23 protein-coding genes and 3 tRNA genes are annotated in these 21165 nt (G+C 60.6%); 8 read left to right on the top strand and 18 right to left on the bottom strand.

What is annotated here, in order from left to right:
- Window positions 1-31 precede the first annotated feature (31 nt).
- The 3 genes from L1073_RS16690 to L1073_RS16680 all read right to left on the bottom strand — a co-directional run bounded on the left by L1073_RS16690 (window position 32) and on the right by L1073_RS16680 (window position 1946).
- A complete protein-coding gene (locus L1073_RS16690; protein WP_246901266.1) occupies window positions 32-889 on the bottom strand; it encodes a hypothetical protein in 858 nt (285 codons plus the stop codon).
- Window positions 890-966: 77 nt separating this feature from the next.
- Window positions 967-1443 carry a WYL domain-containing protein gene (locus L1073_RS16685; RefSeq protein ID WP_246901264.1) on the bottom strand — a complete coding sequence of 159 codons (477 nt, stop codon included), beginning with the start codon at window positions 1441-1443 and terminating at the stop codon, window positions 967-969.
- Window positions 1444-1505: 62 nt separating this feature from the next.
- On the bottom strand, window positions 1506-1946 hold the full coding sequence (locus L1073_RS16680; protein ID WP_246901263.1) for a S24 family peptidase: 441 nt from the start codon (window positions 1944-1946) through the stop codon (window positions 1506-1508).
- A 420-nt stretch (window positions 1947-2366) separates the two neighbouring features.
- Here L1073_RS16680 and L1073_RS16675 point away from each other — a divergent pair, with 420 nt between their 5' ends.
- Both L1073_RS16675 and L1073_RS16670 read left to right on the top strand, forming a co-directional pair.
- Entirely contained in the window at window positions 2367-2567 is a 201-nt protein-coding gene (locus tag L1073_RS16675) for a DNA adenine methylase (protein ID WP_246901261.1), read from the top strand.
- 12 nt (window positions 2568-2579) lie between these two features.
- Window positions 2580-3275, top strand: coding sequence for a hypothetical protein (locus L1073_RS16670; protein ID WP_246901260.1), 696 nt, complete (start codon window positions 2580-2582; stop codon window positions 3273-3275).
- A 222-nt stretch (window positions 3276-3497) separates the two neighbouring features.
- On the opposite strand, the gene L1073_RS16665 is transcribed toward L1073_RS16670, so the two are convergent.
- The 7 genes from L1073_RS16665 to L1073_RS16635 form a co-directional block, all read right to left on the bottom strand.
- Window positions 3498-3573 (bottom strand) — tRNA-Thr (locus L1073_RS16665).
- A 21-nt stretch (window positions 3574-3594) separates the two neighbouring features.
- A tRNA-Gln gene (locus tag L1073_RS16660) sits at window positions 3595-3669 on the bottom strand.
- Window positions 3670-3675: 6 nt separating this feature from the next.
- Window positions 3676-3751: transfer RNA gene (locus L1073_RS16655), tRNA-Phe, on the bottom strand.
- 84 nt (window positions 3752-3835) lie between these two features.
- A complete protein-coding gene (locus L1073_RS16650; protein WP_246901259.1) occupies window positions 3836-4108 on the bottom strand; it encodes an oxidative damage protection protein in 273 nt (90 codons plus the stop codon).
- A gap of 42 nt (window positions 4109-4150) precedes the next feature.
- Entirely contained in the window at window positions 4151-5212 is a 1062-nt protein-coding gene (mutY, locus tag L1073_RS16645; protein ID WP_246901257.1) for an A/G-specific adenine glycosylase, read from the bottom strand.
- A gap of 114 nt (window positions 5213-5326) precedes the next feature.
- Entirely contained in the window at window positions 5327-7696 is a 2370-nt protein-coding gene (locus tag L1073_RS16640) for an AsmA family protein (RefSeq protein ID WP_246901256.1), read from the bottom strand.
- Window positions 7693-8148 carry an acetyl-CoA sensor PanZ family protein gene (locus L1073_RS16635; protein ID WP_246901254.1) on the bottom strand — a complete coding sequence of 152 codons (456 nt, stop codon included), beginning with the start codon at window positions 8146-8148 and terminating at the stop codon, window positions 7693-7695. The genes L1073_RS16640 and L1073_RS16635 overlap by 4 nt, the downstream gene beginning before the upstream one ends.
- A gap of 206 nt (window positions 8149-8354) precedes the next feature.
- On the opposite strand from L1073_RS16635, the gene hisB reads away from it, so the two are divergent.
- The 4 genes from hisB to hisF are packed head-to-tail and all read left to right on the top strand — an operon-like array spanning window position 8355 to window position 11204.
- A complete protein-coding gene (hisB, locus tag L1073_RS16630) occupies window positions 8355-8948 on the top strand; it encodes an imidazoleglycerol-phosphate dehydratase HisB (protein WP_246901252.1) in 594 nt (197 codons plus the stop codon).
- Between the two features lie 28 nt (window positions 8949-8976).
- A complete protein-coding gene (gene hisH, locus L1073_RS16625; RefSeq protein ID WP_246901251.1) occupies window positions 8977-9618 on the top strand; it encodes an imidazole glycerol phosphate synthase subunit HisH in 642 nt (213 codons plus the stop codon).
- A 60-nt stretch (window positions 9619-9678) separates the two neighbouring features.
- Window positions 9679-10428: a 1-(5-phosphoribosyl)-5-[(5-phosphoribosylamino)methylideneamino]imidazole-4-carboxamide isomerase gene (gene hisA, locus L1073_RS16620; RefSeq protein WP_246901246.1), complete on the top strand. Its 750-nt coding sequence runs from the start codon at window positions 9679-9681 to the stop codon at window positions 10426-10428.
- A gap of 2 nt (window positions 10429-10430) precedes the next feature.
- A complete protein-coding gene (gene hisF / locus L1073_RS16615; protein WP_246901244.1) occupies window positions 10431-11204 on the top strand; it encodes an imidazole glycerol phosphate synthase subunit HisF in 774 nt (257 codons plus the stop codon).
- Window positions 11205-11214: 10 nt separating this feature from the next.
- Here the strand turns inward: hisF and L1073_RS16610 are convergent, their stop codons facing one another.
- Both L1073_RS16610 and L1073_RS16605 read right to left on the bottom strand, forming a co-directional pair.
- Window positions 11215-11811, bottom strand: coding sequence for a YjaG family protein (locus L1073_RS16610; RefSeq protein ID WP_246901242.1), 597 nt, complete (start codon window positions 11809-11811; stop codon window positions 11215-11217).
- 28 nt (window positions 11812-11839) lie between these two features.
- Window positions 11840-12136: an MGMT family protein gene (locus L1073_RS16605; protein WP_040239486.1), complete on the bottom strand. Its 297-nt coding sequence runs from the start codon at window positions 12134-12136 to the stop codon at window positions 11840-11842.
- 81 nt (window positions 12137-12217) lie between these two features.
- Here L1073_RS16605 and L1073_RS16600 point away from each other — a divergent pair, with 81 nt between their 5' ends.
- Window positions 12218-12925: a type 1 glutamine amidotransferase gene (locus L1073_RS16600; protein WP_246901240.1), complete on the top strand. Its 708-nt coding sequence runs from the start codon at window positions 12218-12220 to the stop codon at window positions 12923-12925.
- Window positions 12926-12957: 32 nt separating this feature from the next.
- On the opposite strand, the gene mnmH is transcribed toward L1073_RS16600, so the two are convergent.
- The 5 genes from mnmH to L1073_RS16575 all read right to left on the bottom strand — a co-directional run bounded on the left by mnmH (window position 12958) and on the right by L1073_RS16575 (window position 18300).
- Entirely contained in the window at window positions 12958-14043 is a 1086-nt protein-coding gene (gene mnmH / locus L1073_RS16595) for a tRNA 2-selenouridine(34) synthase MnmH (RefSeq protein ID WP_246901238.1), read from the bottom strand.
- A complete protein-coding gene (selD, locus tag L1073_RS16590; RefSeq protein WP_246901237.1) occupies window positions 14040-15077 on the bottom strand; it encodes a selenide, water dikinase SelD in 1038 nt (345 codons plus the stop codon). The genes mnmH and selD overlap by 4 nt, the downstream gene beginning before the upstream one ends.
- Window positions 15078-15131: 54 nt before the next feature.
- The gene (radA, locus tag L1073_RS16585; RefSeq protein ID WP_246901235.1) at window positions 15132-16508 is read right to left on the bottom strand and encodes a DNA repair protein RadA; all 1377 of its coding nucleotides are present in this window, start codon (window positions 16506-16508) and stop codon (window positions 15132-15134) included.
- Between the two features lie 133 nt (window positions 16509-16641).
- Window positions 16642-17100 (bottom strand): copper resistance protein NlpE N-terminal domain-containing protein, encoded by a 459-nt coding sequence (locus tag L1073_RS16580; RefSeq protein WP_246901232.1) that lies wholly within the window; start codon window positions 17098-17100, stop codon window positions 16642-16644.
- A gap of 102 nt (window positions 17101-17202) precedes the next feature.
- Window positions 17203-18300, bottom strand: a complete 1098-nt coding sequence (locus tag L1073_RS16575; RefSeq protein ID WP_246901230.1) for an alkene reductase — start codon at window positions 18298-18300, stop codon at window positions 17203-17205.
- Window positions 18301-18495: 195 nt separating this feature from the next.
- Here L1073_RS16575 and hisC point away from each other — a divergent pair, with 195 nt between their 5' ends.
- A complete protein-coding gene (hisC, locus tag L1073_RS16570; RefSeq protein ID WP_246901227.1) occupies window positions 18496-19551 on the top strand; it encodes a histidinol-phosphate transaminase in 1056 nt (351 codons plus the stop codon).
- A gap of 96 nt (window positions 19552-19647) precedes the next feature.
- On the opposite strand, the gene fliD is transcribed toward hisC, so the two are convergent.
- On the bottom strand, window positions 19648-20979 hold the full coding sequence (fliD, locus tag L1073_RS16565) for a flagellar filament capping protein FliD (protein ID WP_246901214.1): 1332 nt from the start codon (window positions 20977-20979) through the stop codon (window positions 19648-19650).
- Window positions 20980-21165: the final 186 nt, after the last annotated feature.

Here is a 21165-nt window from a genome sequence, read left to right as displayed (position 1 = left end):
AATGTCTTCTTTCTTTCGCGCCATAAACTTGTCATTCTTTGCCCACACCAAACTCACTAGAAACGAAACGAGAATGGACTTCACCATCTTCCCCTACAACACTAGGACCTGACAAGCTCCTGAGCGTAAAACTCACTTTCTTAACGAAGCTAGAACTGTAATCATATATAACAACCCCGTCTTGAGCGACCTTCACTTTAATAAAATCTGGTTCAAAACCCATATCAACCAAATGCGTCTCACTATCTAAATAAAAACCAAACGAATACTCTTGAGAGTCTTGAAAAAACGTAACTTCAACATCTGCTCCTTGATACAACTTGAAGTAATCATGAACTTCAACACTAGCCGATACTTTATTATCGAAAAACTTAGATTCGAAGTCAAGCCTTGTTGGGGAATGCACCCAATAAGTACCAACAATTTCTGGTGACTTCTTGAAATCAATTGAGTACTCTTTCTTCAGAAGATCAACCACTATTTCATCTTCCAAAATGCTTTCAGCAAACCCCACATCAGTAGCTTCAGGGAAAAATACTATAGACTGACTACAATGGCCAATAAAAGGACTATACTCGGAGATCAGCCTTTCTTGGAGCTTATCAAGAAAAACTCTTTCCGATTGCTCATTATTTAATGGAATCACAACTGTTTTCGTATCAGTACTTATACGAATAGCATTATTTCTCACCCATTCCTCTATAATACCGTAGTCATCAATATCTGCTATAAAAACATAATACCTCCCTTTTAAGTTTCGCTTTATCCATGGATTTACATTATAATCAAGTGGAGATAATAGCCACTCTATTGAATGTCCATAAACAAAAACCCAAAACCCGGACTCTTTTTTTGCTATCACAATAGTCCTGAAAACCTTTTCGTGCATTCTTCACACTCTCAGCCAGGCTGCATATCAATACAGTATTAAAATCGAAAATACATAAACTAATAGCATAGGCATCTCTACTCCGGCATTTCGCCAGTTTCTAGCAACCAAAGAAAGTCTGACTCGTCAAGCACTGCGACACCCTGCCCCTGCGCTTTACGCAGCTTGGTCGGGCCAGCATTCGGCCCGGCGCATACAAAGGCAAGTGCTTGAGTCACCGTCTTTCGAAGCTGCATGCCAACATCATCCGCCGCTGCTTCTAGCTCGGCACGACGAGACTTGGGAAATCCTGTAAAGAGGATTTCCAACGCGACCGATTGCTGCTTCCTGGAACTGATCGCTCTGCGCTCGGCGATATGGCAGGGCATCTGGATGGGCTTGAGAAGATCGCCACCCTGGTTAACGACAATGATGCGGTCTCGCCGGAATGTGCGAGGAGCTTGATCGCTGGTGCAGTAACCTTTCAGCAGCCAGCCGTCGTCATTCCAGCTACGCAAAGTTCGAGTTGAGACATTACCCTTCGCATCTTGGTAATCGAACTGCAGATCATCCACGCCTGTCTCTCCCTGCATATCAAGTCCACTCCGAGCCACTTTTTATCGGCGATCTTTGCCGCCTACGCAATCCGCCCAATCCTGACCTCACACCGCCCCAGGATCTCCACTTCGCGCATTTGCTCAGGCGGGATCATCTCAGGCTCGTAGTGCTCGTTATCGCTGATGAGATACAGCGCCCCACCGGCGAGGCGCTGCACGCGCTTGATGCGGCGTTCACCACTGACCAGCAACAGGAACACACCCTCGCGCCGGTAGTCGGTGTCGGCCTGATTGATCAGTACCCAGTCACCGTCAGCCAACGTCTCTTCCATCGAATCCCCGCGCACTTTGATGCCGGCAATGCGCTCGGGGCTTAGCCCCAGGGCGTTGAGTTGTGCCTCGGGAAAATACAACACCCCCTCGATGCGCTCTTCATCAAGCGAACGGCCATCACCAGCAGCGCCTTCCACGTCATACATATTGACCGCCACGGCACCGGCCTCCGCAGTCGCGCTGCCCATGCCCACTGGTGCGCCGTCCTCAACGCAAAAGGAGACCTAGCTACCCTTGGTCCCGATACCTTTTGGTTCCATTATTTAACCTACACGCACATACAGAACCACACTATGCCCCGCCACATGATCCACGAGCAAGCGTGGCAGGAGTTGAATCGGCGCGGTATTAGCGTCACTGCTTACTGCCGCACTCACGGCCTCACTCCAAACCTGGTCTATGGCCTGCTGGCTGGTCGCAAGAAAAGGCTGTCGGGCCAAAAACCACCACGGCTATCTGCTGCGCCTGGCCAGCACCAACATCGAGCACCTGATCTGGCAGGAATGCATCCGCCGCTAAGGCCGGGCGCACACCTTGTTCTACATGGACCTGCCTTACTGGCAAACTGAGGCTGTGGCGTCGGGGTTGGCATCGAGCAATACGAGGAAATGGCCGAGATCCTGGGCAGTCTCAAGGGCAAGGCCATCATCAGCCTCAACGACCACCCCGACATCCGCGGGATCTTAGCCGGCTATCACATTGAAACCACCGACATCCGCTACACCGTCGGTGGCGGCAAAGGCTCAGACGCCCGCAAGGTGCTGATCTTCAGCTGGGATGTGGAAGCGGAGCCGGCTGGTTTGTTCTAGGGAATGCAGATAATGACGCTCTTGATAGCAATGAATATGGGTAATGTAGGGCTTATTGCGGCAGATAAAGCGGAGGTACGTATCACTCCAGAAGGCGCTACTGAGCTTTGTCACGAGGCTGCCAGTAAGATAGTTAGTACTGGGATTGGGGTTGCTACAGGCTGCGGTATGGTCGAGCTGCTGACCCCGGTGAAAGACTTTTTACAAAAGCAGGATATCCACCACACGGACGATATGGTGGCAACCATCATCAGTGAGCGGCAACGGTTCACAGCGAGATATGAGGGACTCCCAGGCGTTGAAAGGGCGCTTGCACAAACTTCATGGGTTATGAGCTATGCCACACCTGGCCTTGAGCAATCTGGCCCCCAGTTGAGAATTTCCATGTTCCATGCTCCGTGGAGCGACTCCCAACTTGCCATCTTGGGAGCCGAACGCTCTAAATGCTTCTGTCCAGGGGACTTCACTTCAGAAGAAGCGGAAGAGCTCAATAATACTGTGCAAAATCGTATGGTGAATCCCTCGTCAGAGATCGATCCCAAAACAGCTCTCTATCAGAATACGGCATTAGCAGTAGAGACTATGGCTTTTGTGGCACGCAGGAGCAGATCCGTTTCGGAAGTCTGTGACGTAGCTTGGCTGGCTGGAACGGACAGTCGGATCTTCGAGGATGTCACTGCCCATAACCTGAGAGAGAAGTTCTCATAACCCTAGAGGCTGATAACCTGTGCCAAAGATTGTGCAATCTCTGCCGCATGGAGGTGGGTTAGCGCTATGCCAACTTCACCGCGTGGCAGTGCCAAAGCTGGTGCGCGGGTACAGAAGAGTAGCCCAGCAATCTACGTAGACAATCTACGCACACAAAAAAACCGCCCTGAGAGGCGGTTTCTTTCAAGGCTAAAAAAGCCTTTAGAATCAGTCGCTAAGCTATGGTGCCGACACCAGGAGTCGAACCCGGGACCTACTGATTACAAGTCAGTTGCTCTACCAACTGAGCTATGTCGGCATAACATAAAGCCGTTAACGATGGCTGGGGTAGCAGGATTCGAACCTGCGCATGCTGATACCAAAAACCAGTGCCTTACCGCTTGGCTATACCCCAGCAAATTGGTGGCCAGAGACGGAATCGAACCGCCGACACGAGGATTTTCAATCCACTGCTCTACCGACTGAGCTATCTGGCCCTTCCAACGGGGACGCATTAAACCGAATTCTTCGGTTCGGGTCAAGCCTTTTAATTCAAAAAGATGCTGACCACCGGGCCTGCTTTACTGGCTCGGGGGTACGTAGCCTTCGGCCTGGTCGGTATCCCGGTTATCGAGGAAGCGCTCCATCTGTTCCATGAGATAGGTACGCGCTTCGGGATCCAGCAAGCTGAGGTGCTTTTCGTTGATCAGACGGGTCTGCTGCGCCTGCCATTCGTCCCAGGCTTGCTTGGAAACCGTCTGCTGGATCTCCTGCCCCTTGGCACCGGGTAGCGGCGGAAACGGCAGGGCCTCGAGCTCCTGTTGGTACTTGCGGCAAAAGACGGTCTGGCTCATGGCGCTTACTCCTAACGTATTGCGGTTCGTCATGACACGGGGTTATGAAACGTCTCGATCGAGTAGTGTCTTGACCGGCGCGGCCAATCCTACACTAGCGGGCGCCTTGGCGTCGTACCATAGCGCCCCTTCTTCGCCGACCTCTGAAGGCAGCTCCTCCAGACGCGCCGGTGAGGGCGTGATCTTCAAACGAAAATGGCTGAAGGTATGCGTGAATGCCTCGCCATCCGTCTCGCGCTTTGCGTGGGGGAAGCGCTGATCGAGCCAGACGTGGAGCGCTTGCTCGTCATCGAACTGAGGCAGGCTCCACAGGCCGCCCCACAGACCGCTGGCCGGGCGCTGCTCAAGGAAGACGCGTCCCAGTGGGTCACGCAATACCAGCATCCGTGTGGCGCGCTCAGGCAGCGCTTTGCGCGGTTTGGATTCGGGGAAGCGCGTTTCTTCGCTACGCGCATGCGCCACGCAGACATCTTCGAAAGGACATAGCAGGCATGCCGGCTTGCTTCGCGTACACAGCGTCGCCCCCAGGTCCATCATCGCCTGGGTGTAGTCGGCCAGGCGCTCCTCCGGCGTGTAACGCTCCGCCATCGTCCATAGCTCACGCTCCACGGCAGGACGGCCGGGCCAGCCTTCCACGGCGTGCAGACGAGTCAGCACACGCTTGACGTTGCCGTCGAGAATCGGCGCGCGCCGGCCGGTGCTGATGCTGATGATGGCGCCGGCCGTGGAACGCCCGATGCCGGGCAGCGTGGAAAGCGCCTCGACGCTGTCCATCGGAAACTCGCCACCATGTTCGTCCATCACTACCTGAGCTGCCTTGTGCAGGTTACGCGCCCGTGCGTAATACCCCAGCCCCGTCCACAGATGCAGCACCTCGTCTTGCGGCGCTCGCGCCAGGGCGGCGACATCGGGAAAGCGCTCCATGAAACGCTGATAGTAGGGAATCACCGTGGCGACTTGCGTCTGCTGCAGCATGATCTCCGACACCCAGATGCGATAGGGCGTCTTGTCGAACTGCCAGGGTAGTGTCTTACGACCGTGAATGTCGAACCATTCGAAGACCCGCCGACGAAAGGTGGCGGCGGTGAGCGGAATTTCCTGCATGAGCGTTATCGTCCAGTCGTCGGCGGCGCCGCTAGATCATGGGGATGAGAGGTCAGGGACATGCCAAAAAAAGCGCCGACAGGTGTCGGCGCAGGGACTGGCTTTGGGCTTTGCTCACTTGAGTAGACCACGCAACTTGTCGCCGAGTTCCTTGGCGGAGCCTTCTCCCAGTGTTTCGTCGATCTTGCGCGCGGCATCGCTGTCGAGCTCTTCTTCCAGCGCTTCGTCGAGCTTATCGCCGGCTTCGCGCTTGGCTTTGTCCTCGGCCAGCTCTCCCAGCGTGTCCTGGAAGGCCTCGCGATCGAAGCGGCACCATTCACCTGGCTCTCCGCCCAGTTGCCCTTCACAACGCACTGGCAGGCTTACCTGCTGCAGCCGCGAGGTCACTCGACAGGCATTCTGGTCGGCGGTATCGATGAAACGCGCCTTGAGATCGTAATCGAAACGCTCGGTAGGAATGTTGAACGAGCCCACGCCGGTCATCTCGATGCCCGGAATACGCACCTCGAGATCATCGTTGCGGGCCACGCCATCGGTGATATCAAGGCTCGCCGACAGCGTGTCGAAGGGCGTGTCGTCGCTCCATTCACGATCCGACTGGTTGCCGTCCAGCATGGCAGCGGCGGTACATAGCTGACGCGAGACATTGACGTCGAGCATCGCGCCATCGTCGATGCGTAGCGAGGCCGTGCCGTTGAGATGACGCTTGAGCGATTCGAGCTGATTGGTCTGCGAGGTGACATCGCTTTCCAGGTTGAGCCGGCCGCGCAAGGGCGATTCCGCGTCGTTGATGTCTTTGTACAGCGGCGCGATCTGCACGCCGGAGAGCGACTGAGTCATGGCCAGGCGCAACGGCGATTGACGCAGATCCAGGCTGCCTTGGGCGTCGAACGTGCCATCGTAGAGCTTGGCCGACAGCGACTCCAGACGCTGACGCCCGTCTTCACCCGTGAGCCGCAGCGCCACGTCCTCGAGCGTCATGCCCTTGAGCACCACCGTATCCAGGTCTAACTGGCCATCCAGCGTCAAGTTGGAGAGCCACTCGGCGGGCAGCAAACCGGCCCCCTCGGCGGCGGCATACGCCGACGACACGCCCAGCGTTTCGACGACGCTCGCCGTGTCTTCGTCCTTGTCCTTTTCTGCGTCCTCGCCATTCTTCTCGGCGGGCGGCAGGTAGGCGTCCAGGTCGAGACGCTCGCCCTGAAGGTCGAAGTTCAACCACTGGCCATCCAAACCGGCGCCCAATTCCCCGGTCAGCGTTTCGCCATCGAGCAATAGGCTGAGATTCGAGAAGTTGATGCGCTGGAAATCGCCATGCACAGGGCTGTTCATGGCCAGTTCGCTCAGCGCCTTGTCATCGCCGGTCTCGGGCAGGGCATCGAAACGCTTGAGCCAGTCCCGCAGGGGCAGCGGCGCTAACTTGAGCTGTCCGGTGTACTGCGGCGCATCGAGCAATTCGGTAAAGCTCAGCGTCCCCGTCAGATCCAGGTCGTCGTCGCCGCTCAAGGCGATATCACGCAACTGGGCGGTTTGAGCGTCGAGATCGGCTTCACCATCAAAACCCAGGCTCAACCCCAGCGGCTTGTCCTTAACGGCGGGGTGGTGAAGGCGCGTGTCGAGCTTGGCGTCATCGAGCCGGTAATGCTGCTCCTGCGTCTCGGCCAGCAGGTGGCCGACTTGCAGATTGACACCCTGCGCCTGATCGGAAAGCGCCGGCCACTGCGTGCTGGTTTCCAGGGTCATATTGCTGAGTTCATAGCGACCGTCGCGCAGGCCGAGGAGTACACGGCTCTTGAGCTTCACCTGGCTGGTCAGCTCAGGCGCTTGGCTGTCGAGATCGAACGCCATCTGCAATGGGAAGGCCGCGTCGGGATTGACGTTGCTGCCTTCCATGCTGAGATTGGAGAGCGTCAGGTCCAGATCGCGCTGAGCGTCCTGATAATGCACGCGACTGTCGCGTACCTGGACGCTGGCGATATCCAGCGCCACGGGCAGGCTATCGGGGTTCTCATTCAACCCTGGTCCTGCCGATGCCGGTGCCAAGGCCTTCTCGGCCTGGTCTCCGCCGCTCTCCATGCGATCGAGCAGCACTTCCCAGTTGCCGCGCCCTTCGGCGTCGCGCTCGAGGTTGAGCCGCATGCCATCCAGCGTCAGCCCTTCCACGGCCACCTCGCCGGAGAGCAGCGGCGCGAACGCCACGCTGACCTCGGCACGGTCGAACGCCGCAAAGGCGTCAGCATCATGAGATTGCTCGGGCAACCAGGCCTCGGCCTGCTCGACACTGAAACCCAGACGTGGATAGAAGGACCAGGACAAGGGGCCGTCCAAGTTAAGCTCCAGCCCACTTTGATCGTGCACCGCCTCGACAAGCCGGGGCTTGAGGTCGTTGGGATCGAAAAACGTAGTGATATAGACCACGGCGCCGACCACGATCAAGGCCAACACCCCGACCACCGCCAGCAATGCTCTCAGCAGCGCTTTCATCGGCGCCCTCCCTGTGACGCTAATGGATGAAATTCATAGTACGTTCCGTCGGCGGAGGGATGATAGCCAAGTCGGGTCAACAACAGTTGGTCCCCCATCATCAACACTGTGGTGGGAACGCGCGGCAAACAGGCTTCGCCTTGCGCGCGCTCGGCAATCAGCATCAATAGCCGTGAGCCGACGCCACGATGCCGGGTTTCGGCACGTACGCAGAAATGTGACAACCACCATACGCGAGTTTCGCGACGCACGGCGACCGCTCCCAGGCGCCGCGCGTTGAATAACGCGCAGCAAAACGTGCCGCCCTGGGTGAAGTGATCGTCGATGAAGCGCTCGACGGACGCGGGAAGACGCTCGGCGGGGGCATCGCGGTAGATGCGCGCGAGATCCTGCGCCACTTGGGCGTCCTTCTCCCACTCGGCGCGATCGATTTCCTGCAAGGTCACCGGCATGCCTGCTCTCCCCGGACGAACTCCCTGGCCCTGTCACGGACCCTCGAGCGTTGGTAGAGGGACGCGCAAATCGCCCCTGAACTTCCGGCATTGTAGCGGATGGCCGGGGCGATTCTCTATAATGAGCGTTCCATGGCGCCGCGAGCCTGGCGTATTCACGCCTTCATCGCGCGCCCCGCTCACGTCCGAAGTGCTGGAGACCCCCTATGGCCGAGCGCGTCGCTACCGTGTCCCGCGACACCCACGAGACCCAGATCCAGGTGCGTATCAACCTCGACGGCGAGGGCCATTTCCAATCCGAGACGGGCGTGGCGTTTCTCGATCACATGCTCGATCAGGTGGCCCGCCATGGCCTGATCGACCTGGAGATCAAGGCTCAGGGCGACCTGCACATCGACGCTCACCATACCGTCGAGGATCTCGGCATCACCTTGGGCCAGGCCTTTGCCCAGGCCATCGGCGACAAACGCGGCATCCGGCGTTACGGCCATGCCTACGTGCCGCTGGACGAAGCCCTCTCGCGCGTCGTGGTAGACTTCTCGGGTCGCCCGGGGCTAAGCATGGATGTCGAATTCACACGTGCGAACATCGGCCGATTCGACACCCAGTTGTTCTGGGAGTTCTTCCAGGGCTTCGTCAATCACGCCCAGGTAACGCTGCACATCGACAACCTCAAAGGCTTCAACGCCCACCATCAGGCGGAAACCATTTTCAAGGCCTTTGGCCGCGCACTGCGTATGGCGGTGGAACCCGATGCCCGGATGACCGGGCGGATGCCCTCCACCAAAGGCAGCCTGTGAGGCTCTCACGACGCGCTAAGGAGCGAGCATGACGATTGCGGTCATCGATTACGGCATGGGTAACCTTCACTCCGTCGCCAAGGCGTTGGAGCACGTCACGCATGAGAACGTGGTCATCACCGACGATTCGCGCAGCATCCGTGGCGCCAGCCGCCTGGTGCTGCCAGGCCAAGGCGCGATTCGCGACTGCATGGGCGAGTTGCAACGCAACGACCTGCAGGGCGTGGTGCAAGAAGTCTTGCGTGCCCAAGCCAAGCCGTTGCTGGGTATCTGTGTCGGCCAGCAGATGTTGATGGAAGAAAGCGAGGAAAACGGCGGCGTGACTTGCCTTGGCCACTTGCCCGGGCGCGTGCGTCATTTCGGGCGTGACCTGCGTGACGCCCAGAATCAACGTCTGAAAGTGCCTCATATGGGCTGGAACCGAGTCACGCAGCACCATACGCACCCGCTCTGGGCAGGTATCGACGACGACGCACGTTTTTATTTCGTGCACAGCTATTACGTCGAGGCGCAGGAAGACAGCGACATCTTCGGCACTACCGAATACGGCGGGCATACCGCGCATGTCGCCACTGGCCGCGGCCCTGTCTTCGCCGTGCAGTTCCACCCCGAGAAAAGCGCACGCGATGGGTTACGCTTGCTCGAGAATTTCGTCACCTGGACGCCCTGAGCATCCAGGTCGGACATGCCGCCCTTCGGCGGCGCCACACGTATACCGAGAGGACACGTCATGCTGGTGATTCCCGCCATCGATCTCAAGGACGGCCAGTGCGTCCGCCTCAAGCAGGGGCGTATGGACGACTCGACCACCTACGGTGACGATCCGGTGGCCATGGCCGCGCGCTGGGTCGAGACCGGCGCCCGCCGGCTGCATCTGGTGGATCTCAACGGTGCCTTCGAAGGTCAGCCAGTGAATGCCGAGGCGGTGACCGCCATCGCCCGCGCCTACCCCGAGCTGCCGATCCAGATCGGCGGCGGCATTCGCACCGCCGCGACCATCGAGGCCTATCTCGAGGCGGGCGTGTCTTACGTCATCATCGGCACCCAGGCCGTCAAACAGCCGGACTTCGTCACCGAGATGTGCCGCGCCTTCCCGGGCCGTGTGATCGTGGGGCTCGACGCCCGCGAGGGCTACGTCGCCACCGATGGCTGGGCCGAGGTGTCGACGCTCAAGGCCGTAGACCTGGCCAAGCGTTTCGCCGACGATGGCGTCACCTCGATCGTGTACACGGATATCGCCCGCGACGGCATGATGCAGGGCGTCAACATCGCGGCCACCGCCGAACTGGCGCGCGAAGGCGGTCTCCCGGTGATCGCCTCCGGCGGCGTCACCCATCTGGGCGACATCGAGGCCCTGCTCGAGGTCGAACACGAAGGCATTCTCGGCGCCATTACCGGGCGCGCCATCTACGAAGGCAAACTCGACGTCGCCGAGGCTCAGCGCCTGTGCGACGCCGCGCCAGCCACACGGAGAAGCTGATCATGGCACTCGCCAAGCGCATCATTCCCTGTCTCGACGTCGATGCCGGCCGCGTGGTCAAAGGCGTCAACTTCGTCGGCATCCGCGACGCCGGCGACCCGGTCGAGGTCGCCAAGCGCTACAACCAGCAGGGCGCCGACGAGATCACCTTCCTCGATATCACCGCCAGCCACGAGGATCGCGGCACCACGGTGGAAATGGTCGAACGCATCGCCGGAGAAGTCTTCATTCCGTTGACGGTGGGTGGTGGCATTCGCACCTGCGACGATATCCGCACCATGCTCAACGCCGGCGCCGACAAGGTGTCGATCAACACCGCCGCGGTAACCAATCCAGACTTCGTTCACGAAGCGGCGGAGCGTTTCGGTAGCCAGTGCATCGTGGTCGCCATCGACGCCAAGCGGGTCTCTGGCGAGGGCGAGCCGCCGCGCTGGGAGATCTTCACCCATGGCGGACGCAAGCCCACCGGGCTCGATGCCGTGGAATGGGCGTGCAAGATGGTCGAGCTTGGGGCGGGAGAACTGCTGCTGACCAGCATGGATCGCGACGGCACCAAGGCCGGGTTCGACCTAGGGGTGACCCGCGCCATCGCCGATGCCGTCAGCGTTCCGATCATCGCCTCCGGCGGCGTCGGCGACCTCGATCACTTGGTCGCGGGCGTCAAGGAAGGCGGTGCGGACGCCGTACTCGCCGCCAGTATCTTCCACTTCGGTGAGTACACCATTCCCGACGCCAAGCGTTATATGGCGGAGCATGGGATCGAAATGCGTTTATAGCGCACGTCTCTTATCCCTCGGCGCTGAGCCCCAGGTTGCTGACGCCTTCGTTACGCCCCAGGCGTCGCAGCGACTTGAGCGCGTCACGTGTCAGCGGCGCCTCGACGTGCTCTAGCACCGCTTCCTGGAAGCCGTGCTCGTCGTCCATCAACGGGTGCTCACGCACGCGTGCCGCCAGCCGCTCGGCATCGTCCTCCGCGCCGTCGGTCATCTCGATGTAGGCATGCACGCCATCGCGTGACAGACGACTGACGTCACGCGGCGACTCGGAGGCTTCGCTGCGCAAGGCGTCGAGCAGTGCCGCCAAGGCCATGACCACCTCGACCGCGCGGCGCGCGCCGAAGCTATCGTCGTTTTCCGGCGGTTCCTGCTCGGCGAGTTTCTCGGCCTGCTTGTCGAAGTCGATCGCCGCATCCTTCACGGCCAGCGCTTCCCACGCCAGGTCGAGCACGTTGCGCAGCACCTTGGCGTCACCGCTGCCGCTCATCTGGGCATACAGTGCATAGTTGGGCAGCATGCGCTCGATCACGGCCGCCATGAAGGCCTGCCGGGCTCGCGCGGGTAATTGATCCAGACGGGCGTGGAAGCCGTCGGCGGACGCTGTCATAGCTTACTCCTCGGAGGATGCGTCAAGGTCAGGGCCAGAGTATATCTTGGAGCACGCGGCCACGGGCATCGAACACGACGCCCTCGGCGCGCAGCTTTTCATGCTGGCGCACGGCACCGGTGTGCTCGGTCACGCGCCGGCTGGCATTGATGACACGATGCCAGGGCAGCCCGTGGCCGCTGGGCAGATGGCGCATGGCACTTCCCACCATGCGCGCCGTGGCGCCATCGGTCATGTTCGCGATACGCCCGTACGTGGTCACTCGCCCCTCAGGAATCTGAGCGACGATGGTATAAATCTGTTCAAGTACCTCCGCTCGCGGCATGCTAGCTCTCCTCCGACGACCCACTACTCCTCGACGACCCCACTTGCTGCGGGGGGACGGCTTTACCATCATGGGCGCATCATGCATATCTACTTTCTTCAGCACGCAGATTACCTCGGCCCGGCGCGCTTCGCCGATTGGCTGACGGGCATGGGCCACAGCCATAATACCTGCCACTTATACGCGGACGAGGCACCGCCGCGTTTCGACAACTTCGATGCCTTGATCGTGCTCGACGCGCCGTTCGGGCTCCACGAGGACGCGCCGCCGACGTGGCTCAAGCGCGAGCGCAAGTTGATCGCGCGCATGCTCAAGAGCGGCAAGCCGCTGCTCGGCGTCGGTGTCGGTGCGCAGTTGATCGCCGAGGCGCTGGGCGCCATCGTCTCTCGGGGCACCTATGCCGAACGCGGCTGGCAGCCTATCACCCTGGCCGACGAGAGTCCCTTCGACCTCCCCGAGCGCTTCGAGGCATTCACTTGGCATCACGATGTCTTCGGCTTGCCGGATGAGGCCCTGCCCTTGGGCGGCAGCCCCGCCAGCCCGTTGCAGGGCTTCGCCTGGGACGCTGGCCGCGTGGTGGCGCTGCAATGTCATCTGGAGGCCACCACCGCCTCGGTCAGCGCCTTTTACGATCACCTGGCGACATTCGATGAGCGGCTCGCGGCTGTCGACGGCGCTTACCTGCAATCCCGCGAGACGGTCATGGAGGAACCGCGGCGTTTCGATCGTCTGGCCGCCCTGCTCGACCGTGTCATGCTCGATTGGCTGCGGCACGCCCGCCAGCCTTAGGCTAAAAGAGACAAGACGCGAGCCTGGTGCACCTAGCGTACAAGCGACGCCGACCAGTCCCTGGCAAAGGCCAGGCAGCTCTCCCAGTCGCCGACATGCAGCGCCTCGTGGGGAGACTGTTCGAGCTGATAGCGATACATGGGATCGTAGTATTCGAGCATCAGCGGCGCGAGCCAAGCTTCGTGCGCCTGAGTATTGCCCCGCTGGTGTTCGCGGAAAGCCAGCGCCTGCAAGCGTTGCAGACGTTGGAAACGCGCACTGCCCAGACGCTTACGCACACGCTTGAGCGCGCTGGAAAGCTGCTTGCGCATCAACGCCCAGCCCAGCCACTCGCCATAGTGGCCACGGTAGGTCTGCCACAGGGTCTCGATATAGTCCTTGCGGATCTGTTCGAGGCGCCAGTCCAGCGGCATCTCCACGCGAATGCGCGGCGCCGCCTCCATGGTCCGCCAGAAGGACAAGGGAATATCCAGCCGCCCGATCATGCGTGACTCATCCTCTACCACGCAGCCGTGCGGCATACGCGACAGCGCCACGCCCAGCGCATGCTCGAAGTCGATCTGCGACGGCCCCTGCAAGGGATGCCGCCCGAACGCGGAGCCCTTGTGTCGAGCATGGCCCTCAAGATCGACGCCCGTGTCGAGACGTTGAATCAACTCGGTCTTGGCGCTGCCGGTGAGGCCAGCCACGACCAGCACCGGCCGCGTTGCCGCCGAGGTGATCTCGGCATTCAGGCACTGGCGCATGGCCTTCCAGCCGCCCTGGATACGCGGCAGGGTAATGCCCGCGTCCTCTAGCCACTGCTGCGCGATTTGCGAACGCAGCCCGCCCCGGAAGCAATAGATCAGCGCTTGAGGATGACGCTCGGCAAACGCCTGCCATGCCGCCACGCGACGCCGCTTGAGGGCGCCGCCCACCAACTGCGTGCCCAGCTCGATGGCGGCGGCCTGACCGGCCTCCTTGTAGCGAATTCCCACCGCCTGGCGCTCGGCATCGTCCATCAACGGTAGGTTGACGGCACCCGGCAAGGCGCCCTGTTCGAATTCCACCGGGGCACGCACATCGATCAGCGGGCGTTCGAGCGGTGCCAACCCTGGCGCGATCTGCGGTAGGCTCACCCACGCACCTCGATCACACTGGCACCACTCGCGGGGCGCATCTCGCCGAAGGCTTCCAGCGTGATGCCGTGTTGACGGCCGATGCGCTCGACGTCATCCGCCCAGGCGGGATCGACGCTCAGCAGCAGGCCACCCGAGGTCTGTGGGTCGCACAACCACTGCCAATGCGCCGCATCCATATCGGGCAAGGCCTCTCCCAGCGCCTGACGATTGCGCTGCGTGCCGCCAGGCACCGCCCCGCGCCGCCGGTACGCTTCAGCCTCGGCGAGCCGGGGCAGCTTGGCGAAGTCGATCCGCGCCTTGAGACCGCTCGCCTTGCAAACCTCGCTGAGGTGCCCCGCCAAGCCGAAACCGGTGACATCGGTCATCGCATGCACGCCCTGGACCTTGGCCATCTCGATCCCGATCCGGTTGGCCTGCAGCATCGTTCGGCGCGCCAGCCCCTGGTGACCGGATTCCAGCCAGCCATGCTTTTCGGCTGTGGTCAAAAGCCCCACCCCCAGCGGCTTGGTGAGATACAGCAAGTCGCCTGCCTTGGCGTTGCTGTTGAGCTTGAGATGCTCGAGATCGACCAGGCCATTCACTGACAGGCCGAAGATCGGTTCGGGGGCGTCGATGGAGTGCCCGCCGGCCAGGGCCAGGCCCAGCTCGCGGCAGATCGACTGCGCGCCACCCACCACGTCGCCGGCGATCTCGGGTGACAAGGTATCGATCGGCCAACCGAGAATCCCCAATGCCATGATCGGCGTGCCGCCCATGGCGTAGACATCACTGATGGCGTTGATGGCGGCGATACGCCCGAAGTCGAAGGGGTCGTCGACGATGGGCATGAAGAAGTCGGTCGTCGAGATAAGACCGCGGCCGTCGCCGAGGTCATAGACGGCGGCGTCCTCGCGGCCCTGGTTGCCCACGATCAAGCGCTTGTCGGTGGCACCGGGACCCGCCTTGGATAGGATGCTATCCAGCACGTCGGGGGCGATCTTGCAGCCACAACCGGCGCCGTGGCTGTATTGCGTCAGGCGAATGGCACTCATGGGGCACTCCTTGGCAATCGTTTGCTCCATTCTACATGAGCAGCGCGCCAGCGTTTACAGGGCTTCCAAGGCATCGCCGAGTTTATCGACGGCGATCACCTCCATGCCCTCGGGCGCCTGCTTGGGAGCATTGGCCCGCGGCACGATAGCGCGCGTGAAACCGTGCTTGGCGGCTTCGACGATACGCTCCTGGCCGCTGGGCACGGGGCGAATCTCGCCCGACAGCCCCACTTCGCCGAAAGCCACCAGTTCTCGCGGTAAATTACGGTTCTGCAGGCTGGAGACGACAGCCAGCAACACAGCCAGGTCGGCGCTGGTCTCGAGCACTTTGACGCCACCGACCACGTTGAGGAAGACGTCCTGATCGCCGGTAAACAAGCCGCCGTGCTTGTGCAGCACGGCCAACAGCATCGCCAGGCGATTCTGATCGAGCCCTACGGCGATGCGCCGCGGATTACCCAGGGCCGAATCGTCGAGCAATGCCTGTACCTCGACGAGAATCGGCCGCGTGCCTTCCCAGACCACCATCACCAGGCTGCCGGGCGCTTGTTCCTCGGCGCGTGAGAGGAAGATGGCGCTGGGGTTCTTGACCTCCTTGAGGCCGTGCTCGAGCATCGCGAACACGCCCAGCTCATTGACCGCGCCGAAGCGGTTCTTCTGTCCGCGCAGTGTACGGAATCGCGAGTCCGCCCCGCCCTCGAGCAGCAACGAGGCGTCAATCATGTGCTCCAGCACCTTGGGGCCGGCCAGCGTGCCGTCCTTGGTGACGTGCCCGACCAGCATCAGCACAGTATTCGACTGCTTGGCGAAACGCGTCAACGCCGCCGAGGATTCACGCACCTGCGCCACGCCACCCGGCGCCGAGCTGATGTCCTCCAGATGCATGGTCTGGATCGAGTCGATGATCAGCACGGCGGGCTTTTCACGCTCGGCGACCGCAAGCACCGTTTCGATGCTGGTCTCGGCGAGCATGTTGAGCCCCTTGACCGGCAACTGTAGCCGATGCGCGCGCATCGCTACCTGGGAGAGCGATTCCTCGCCGGTGACGTAGACTACCTTATGCGCCTGGGCCAACTTGCAGGCGGTCTGCAGCAGCAACGTCGACTTGCCGGCACCGGGGTTGCCGCCCAACAGCACCGCCGAGCCCGGGACGAGGCCACCGCCCAGCACGCGATCGAACTCGCCGAAGGAGGACGAGAAGCGCGGCACCTGGGTGAGATCGACCTCACCCAGGTCGACCACATCGCGCGAGACCAATCCCGCATAGCCGCTACGCCCCGTCGTCGACGGTGACTGCGCATGGGGTCGAGCGCTGCCCAGACGCACTTCGCTGAGCGTATTCCACTCGCGGCAGCTCGAACACTGCCCTTGCCACTTGTTGTATTCGGCACCGCATTCGGTGCACACGAAGGCACTCTTCGCCTTGGCCATGTCGTCGCTCCTTGCTGATCACCGGCATTCTATCATCACGCCCGGCATCGCCTCGTCCAGGTATGCGCCACGGGAAGACCGGACATGCAAAAGGCGGCCCGTGGGCCGCCTTTTCGGTGATACGAGAACGCGATTACTGCTGGCGTTGCAGACGCAGCGTCTCACCGTTCTCGAAGCGACGCAGTTGCGGGTCGATCAGTTCCAGCGTATTGGCGTCGAGCTTCTGGAAGTAATAGATCTGTCCTTCGCCCTCGGGCGTCAGCTCGTAGACGGTCGCCTCGGGATCTTCCGCAGCGCCATCGATGACTTCCCACTGGCCGTCGTATTCTTCGGCCGGCGGATTCTCCGGATGGTTGCGATATTCGGCTTGCAACTCGAAGGTGCGCTCTTCCGCCGTCGCGTCTTCGTCACCCATCAGTTGCACTTCAAGGTCGATACCGTCGCAGTTGCGGCACGGCAAGGTGCCGGTATAAACGGTCGGCTGTTCGGCTTGCTCCGACGCACCAGGCTGGCCTTGCTGCGAGGTGCCCGTGGCACAACCGGCGAGCACGGCGAGCATGGCTGAACCGGCGAGCAACGTCCTGATCTGCATGATAGTCCTCCTAACCAATGGGTCCTGGGCCACTCCCGCGGCCCCGTGGGTCACAGCATAGCGTCATGTGACGCCGTCGGACACCCTTTGCAGGCTTAGACCTCATGATAATGTCGGATAGTCCGTATAACCCTCGGCGCCACCACCGTAGAACGTTGCCGGGTCAGGCTCATTGAGCGTGCTCTCGCGACGGAAGCGTTCGACCAGATCGGGGTTGGCGATATACGGACGCCCGAAGGCTGCGCCGTCGCCCAAGCCATCGCGAATCAACGCCTCGGTGCGCTCGGCGGTGTAGTGTCCGCAGTAGATCAGCGTTCCCGGGAAGCGCTGACGCAACTCACGACGGAAGGTGTCGGTCAGTTGGGGCCCCTCGCCGGTCCAGTCGGGCTCGTTGACATGCAGATACGCAATACCACGACGCGTCAGTTGCTCGGCCAGATAAAAGGCCATCGCCTCCGATTCGTCGTCGCTCAGGCCGAAGATCTCGATGAACGGCGAGATACGAATCCCGACTCGATCGGCCCCCACGACCTCGCTGACGGCATCGACGACTTCCAGAACCAAGCGCGCCCGGTTGACCAGGTTGCCGCCATAGCGGTCAGTACGTTTATTCGAGCCCGTCGCCATGAACTGCTGTAGCAGGTACGCATTGGCGGCATGCACTTCGACCATGTCGAACCCAGCACGCTTGGCGCGTTTGGCAGCCTGGCGATAGTCGTCGATCAGCGCGGGAATCTCGTCGGTTTCCAGGGCCCGTGGCGTACTGGTCGGGTACTGGCCCGAGCTGCCGTCATCGAACTCGAGGAAACAGTTGGCGCCTTCTGCGCGTAGCGCGCTCGGCGCCACCGGCGGTTGGCCACCCGGCTGGACCTTGTGATGCGAGATCCGCCCCACGTGCCATAGCTGCAAGGCGATCCGCCCGCCGGCACGATGCACGCTATCCACGACACCCCGCCAACCGGCTTCCTGCTCGTCGGTATAGATGCCCGGCGTATAGACATAGCCCCGCGCAGTGGGAGAAATGTTCGTCGCCTCGCTGATGATCAAGCCGGCATCGGCGCGCTGCGCATAATAGGTTTGCTGCAGCGCCTTGGGCACCATGTCTGGCGTGCGTGCACGGGTCAGCGGCGCCATCAACACGCGGTTGGGGAGCGTCAGCTTGCCCATGGTGAGCGGTGAAAGCAGCGAATCGTAGGCCATGTCGCCTCCTGTAGAACTCTTGGTAATCATCACGATGTGCAAGAGATGAGGTCGTTAGAGCACTAATCAAGGGCCGGTCCATCGAAACGTTCCACAGCGGCTAATAACAGACCTGTGAAACACGGCGCACCTTGCGCGTCACGAGGCATCGCGTCACCATGGAGGTCTACCTCATCACTGCCTGTGCGAGCTTTCATGAGCAAGTTCTGGAGCCCCGCCGTGCGTGAGCTCACTCCTTATGTGCCGGGAGAGCAACCGCGCGAGCGCCTTATCAAACTCAATACCAACGAAAATCCCTATCCGCCCGCGCCCGGGGTCGAGCAGACGCTACGCGATTTCGCGGCCGATCATCTGCGTCTCTACCCGGACCCTGGTGCCACCGCGCTCCGCGAGGCACTGGCACAGGAATACGGCGTCGCGACCGAGCAGGTATTCGTCGGCAACGGCTCCGACGAGGTCTTGGCACTGGCCTTCCAGGCGTTCTTCCGGCAACCGAAGCCGCTGCTGATGCCGGCGATTTCCTATAGCTTCTACCCGGTCTACTGCAAGCTCTACGATGTGACCTACCGAAGCGTGGCACTAGACGACCAATGGCGCGTGCCCCTGACGGCCTTCGATACCGACAATGGCGGCATCGTCTTCGCCAACCCCAACGCCCCCACCGGTCACGGGCACTCTCGCGAGGCGATCGCTGCCTTGCTCGAGCGTAATACCGAGAGCGTGGTACTGGTCGATGAAGCCTATGTAGACTTCGGCGGTGAAAGCACGATCCCTCTGGTCGCGCGCTTTCCCAACCTGCTGGTGACGGGAACGTTCTCCAAATCACGCAGCCTGGCCGGATTGCGCCTGGGCTTTGCGATCGGCTCGCGAGAACTGATCGAAGGACTGGAGCGCGTCAAGGACTCCTTCAATTCCTTCCCTGTCGACAGCATCACCATCGAGGCGGGCATCGCCGCACTACGGGATCGTGCCTACTTCGATGCCTGCCGCGAGCGCGTCATCGCAACGCGCGAGTGGGCAAAGCACCAACTCGAAACGCTTGGCTTCGAAGTCTTGCCCTCGCAGACCAATTTCCTGTTCGTACGGCACGACACCTACCAGGCAAGCATGTTATTCGACGCCTTGCGTGAACGCGGCATCCTAGTGCGTCATTTCAACAAGGAAGCATTGAGCGACTTCTTGCGCATCAGCATCGGTACGGATGACGAAATGACGAGTTTAGTGGAAGCACTCGAGGCCGTGTGTCGCTAGCGAGGCGGGCCACACAGAAAGAAAGACGCCCGCACGAGGCGGGCGTCAGTCAGTAGAAGTCTCGCGAGCGAGACGTGTCCGTGGGGTCGGTTAGCGTTACATCCCGGACAATTGTTGCGTGAGATAGTCGCTGGTCTGATTCATCTCGGAGACCATGCTGTCGAGTTCCTGGAACTGGGTACGATAACGATCCACCGTACTCGCGATGCTGTCTTCCATCGACGAATAGCGCTCGTCGAGGCGGTCCATCTGATTCTCGGCGCCGGTCACAGCGCCTTCCACCATGCCATTCGCTCCCAGCATGGTATCCAGCTCTTCCTCGACTCTTCCCGCGATACCCGCCGATTCGTCAGTCCCCGCGAATAGCGTTTGAACCGCGCCGGGCTGAGTCGATAAAGACTCATCGAGCTGCTCATCGTCGATTTCCAGCTCACCATCGACGTTCATCGAGATGCCGGCATCTTCAAGGGTCTGCAGACCATCTTCACCAACGCTTTCAGTCATCGTACTCCGCAGGCGAGACTCCGCCATGCGCGTCGTACTGTCACCAAGCAAGTCGCCGGCTTGCGTCTCGCCATCTTCGGAGCTGAAGCTGGTGAGGTCGGCAGTGGTCGATTTCATATCGTTGTAACTGTCGACGAACCCCGTAATGGCGCCACGGATCGACTCTTCGTCGCGCGCCACCGTCACCGTGGTTTCACCGGTGTCCGTCAGACTCAGCGTCGTGCCCTGGATCGCATCTTCGACCTGATTGCTGGCACTGTTAATCTCGATGCCATTGACGTTCAACTTGGCATCCTGGCCCTCAATCTTGGTGGCGTCATCCAGCGCCAAGCCATCGAGACCATTGAAGGCAACCGTATCAATGGCCGCCTGCTGGCCGGTCTCTTTCGAGGCCAGCGCTAGTCGGTGTTGATTGCCATCGAAAACAATCGATGCAGAAACCCCCGCATCGCTTTCATTGATCGCATCACGGACATCACCCAGCGTACTATCTGCATCGACCGTGATGTTGGTTGGCGTGCCATCGTTGTTTAGCGCGACATCCAGACTAGCTTCAGCACCGGCATTGAGGATGGCTTCTTGGTCAACGCCTTGGGTCGCGATGCTGGATGCGGTGGCCATACGCTCTACATCAACGTTGTAACGCCCTGGCGGCGCATCGGGCGTGGCAGCCGCTTCCACACCGTCTCCTTCGACGTTGCTGGTCACACTATTGAAGAGCTCGGGATCATTGAGATCGCTTGCGGATGATTGCACTTCCGACAAGGCACTTTGCAACTGGCCATAAGCCGATATCTTCGTTTCTTGCTCGGCCTGCTGCTGCTGGATAGGCACGAGTTTTTGTTGCTCGGCCTCTTGAAGTTGATCAAGCAGCCCGTTGAGATCAAGGCCAGAGCCAACGCCTAATGACGAGATGGAAGCCATACCGCTTCTTCCCCTTTTAGATACGTTTCATCGCAAGCTTACGTCTGCTGATGTCTGTGTTTCACCCTAGCAAACCTCCAGCATATTAGGGAGGGAAAATAGCGACGAAAACACTCGCAACTCCAAGCATTCAAAAGACTAAAGTTTTCGCTCGGACAGCCGATATTACAGCGCTTTTTCGGCCCC

It is taken from the genome of Chromohalobacter nigrandesensis, assembly GCF_023061285.1.
Lineage (GTDB): Bacteria > Pseudomonadota > Gammaproteobacteria > Pseudomonadales > Halomonadaceae > Chromohalobacter > Chromohalobacter nigrandesensis.
The sequence above is the reverse complement of the archived record's forward strand: the minus strand, read 5'-3'. Positions and strand labels throughout refer to the sequence as shown.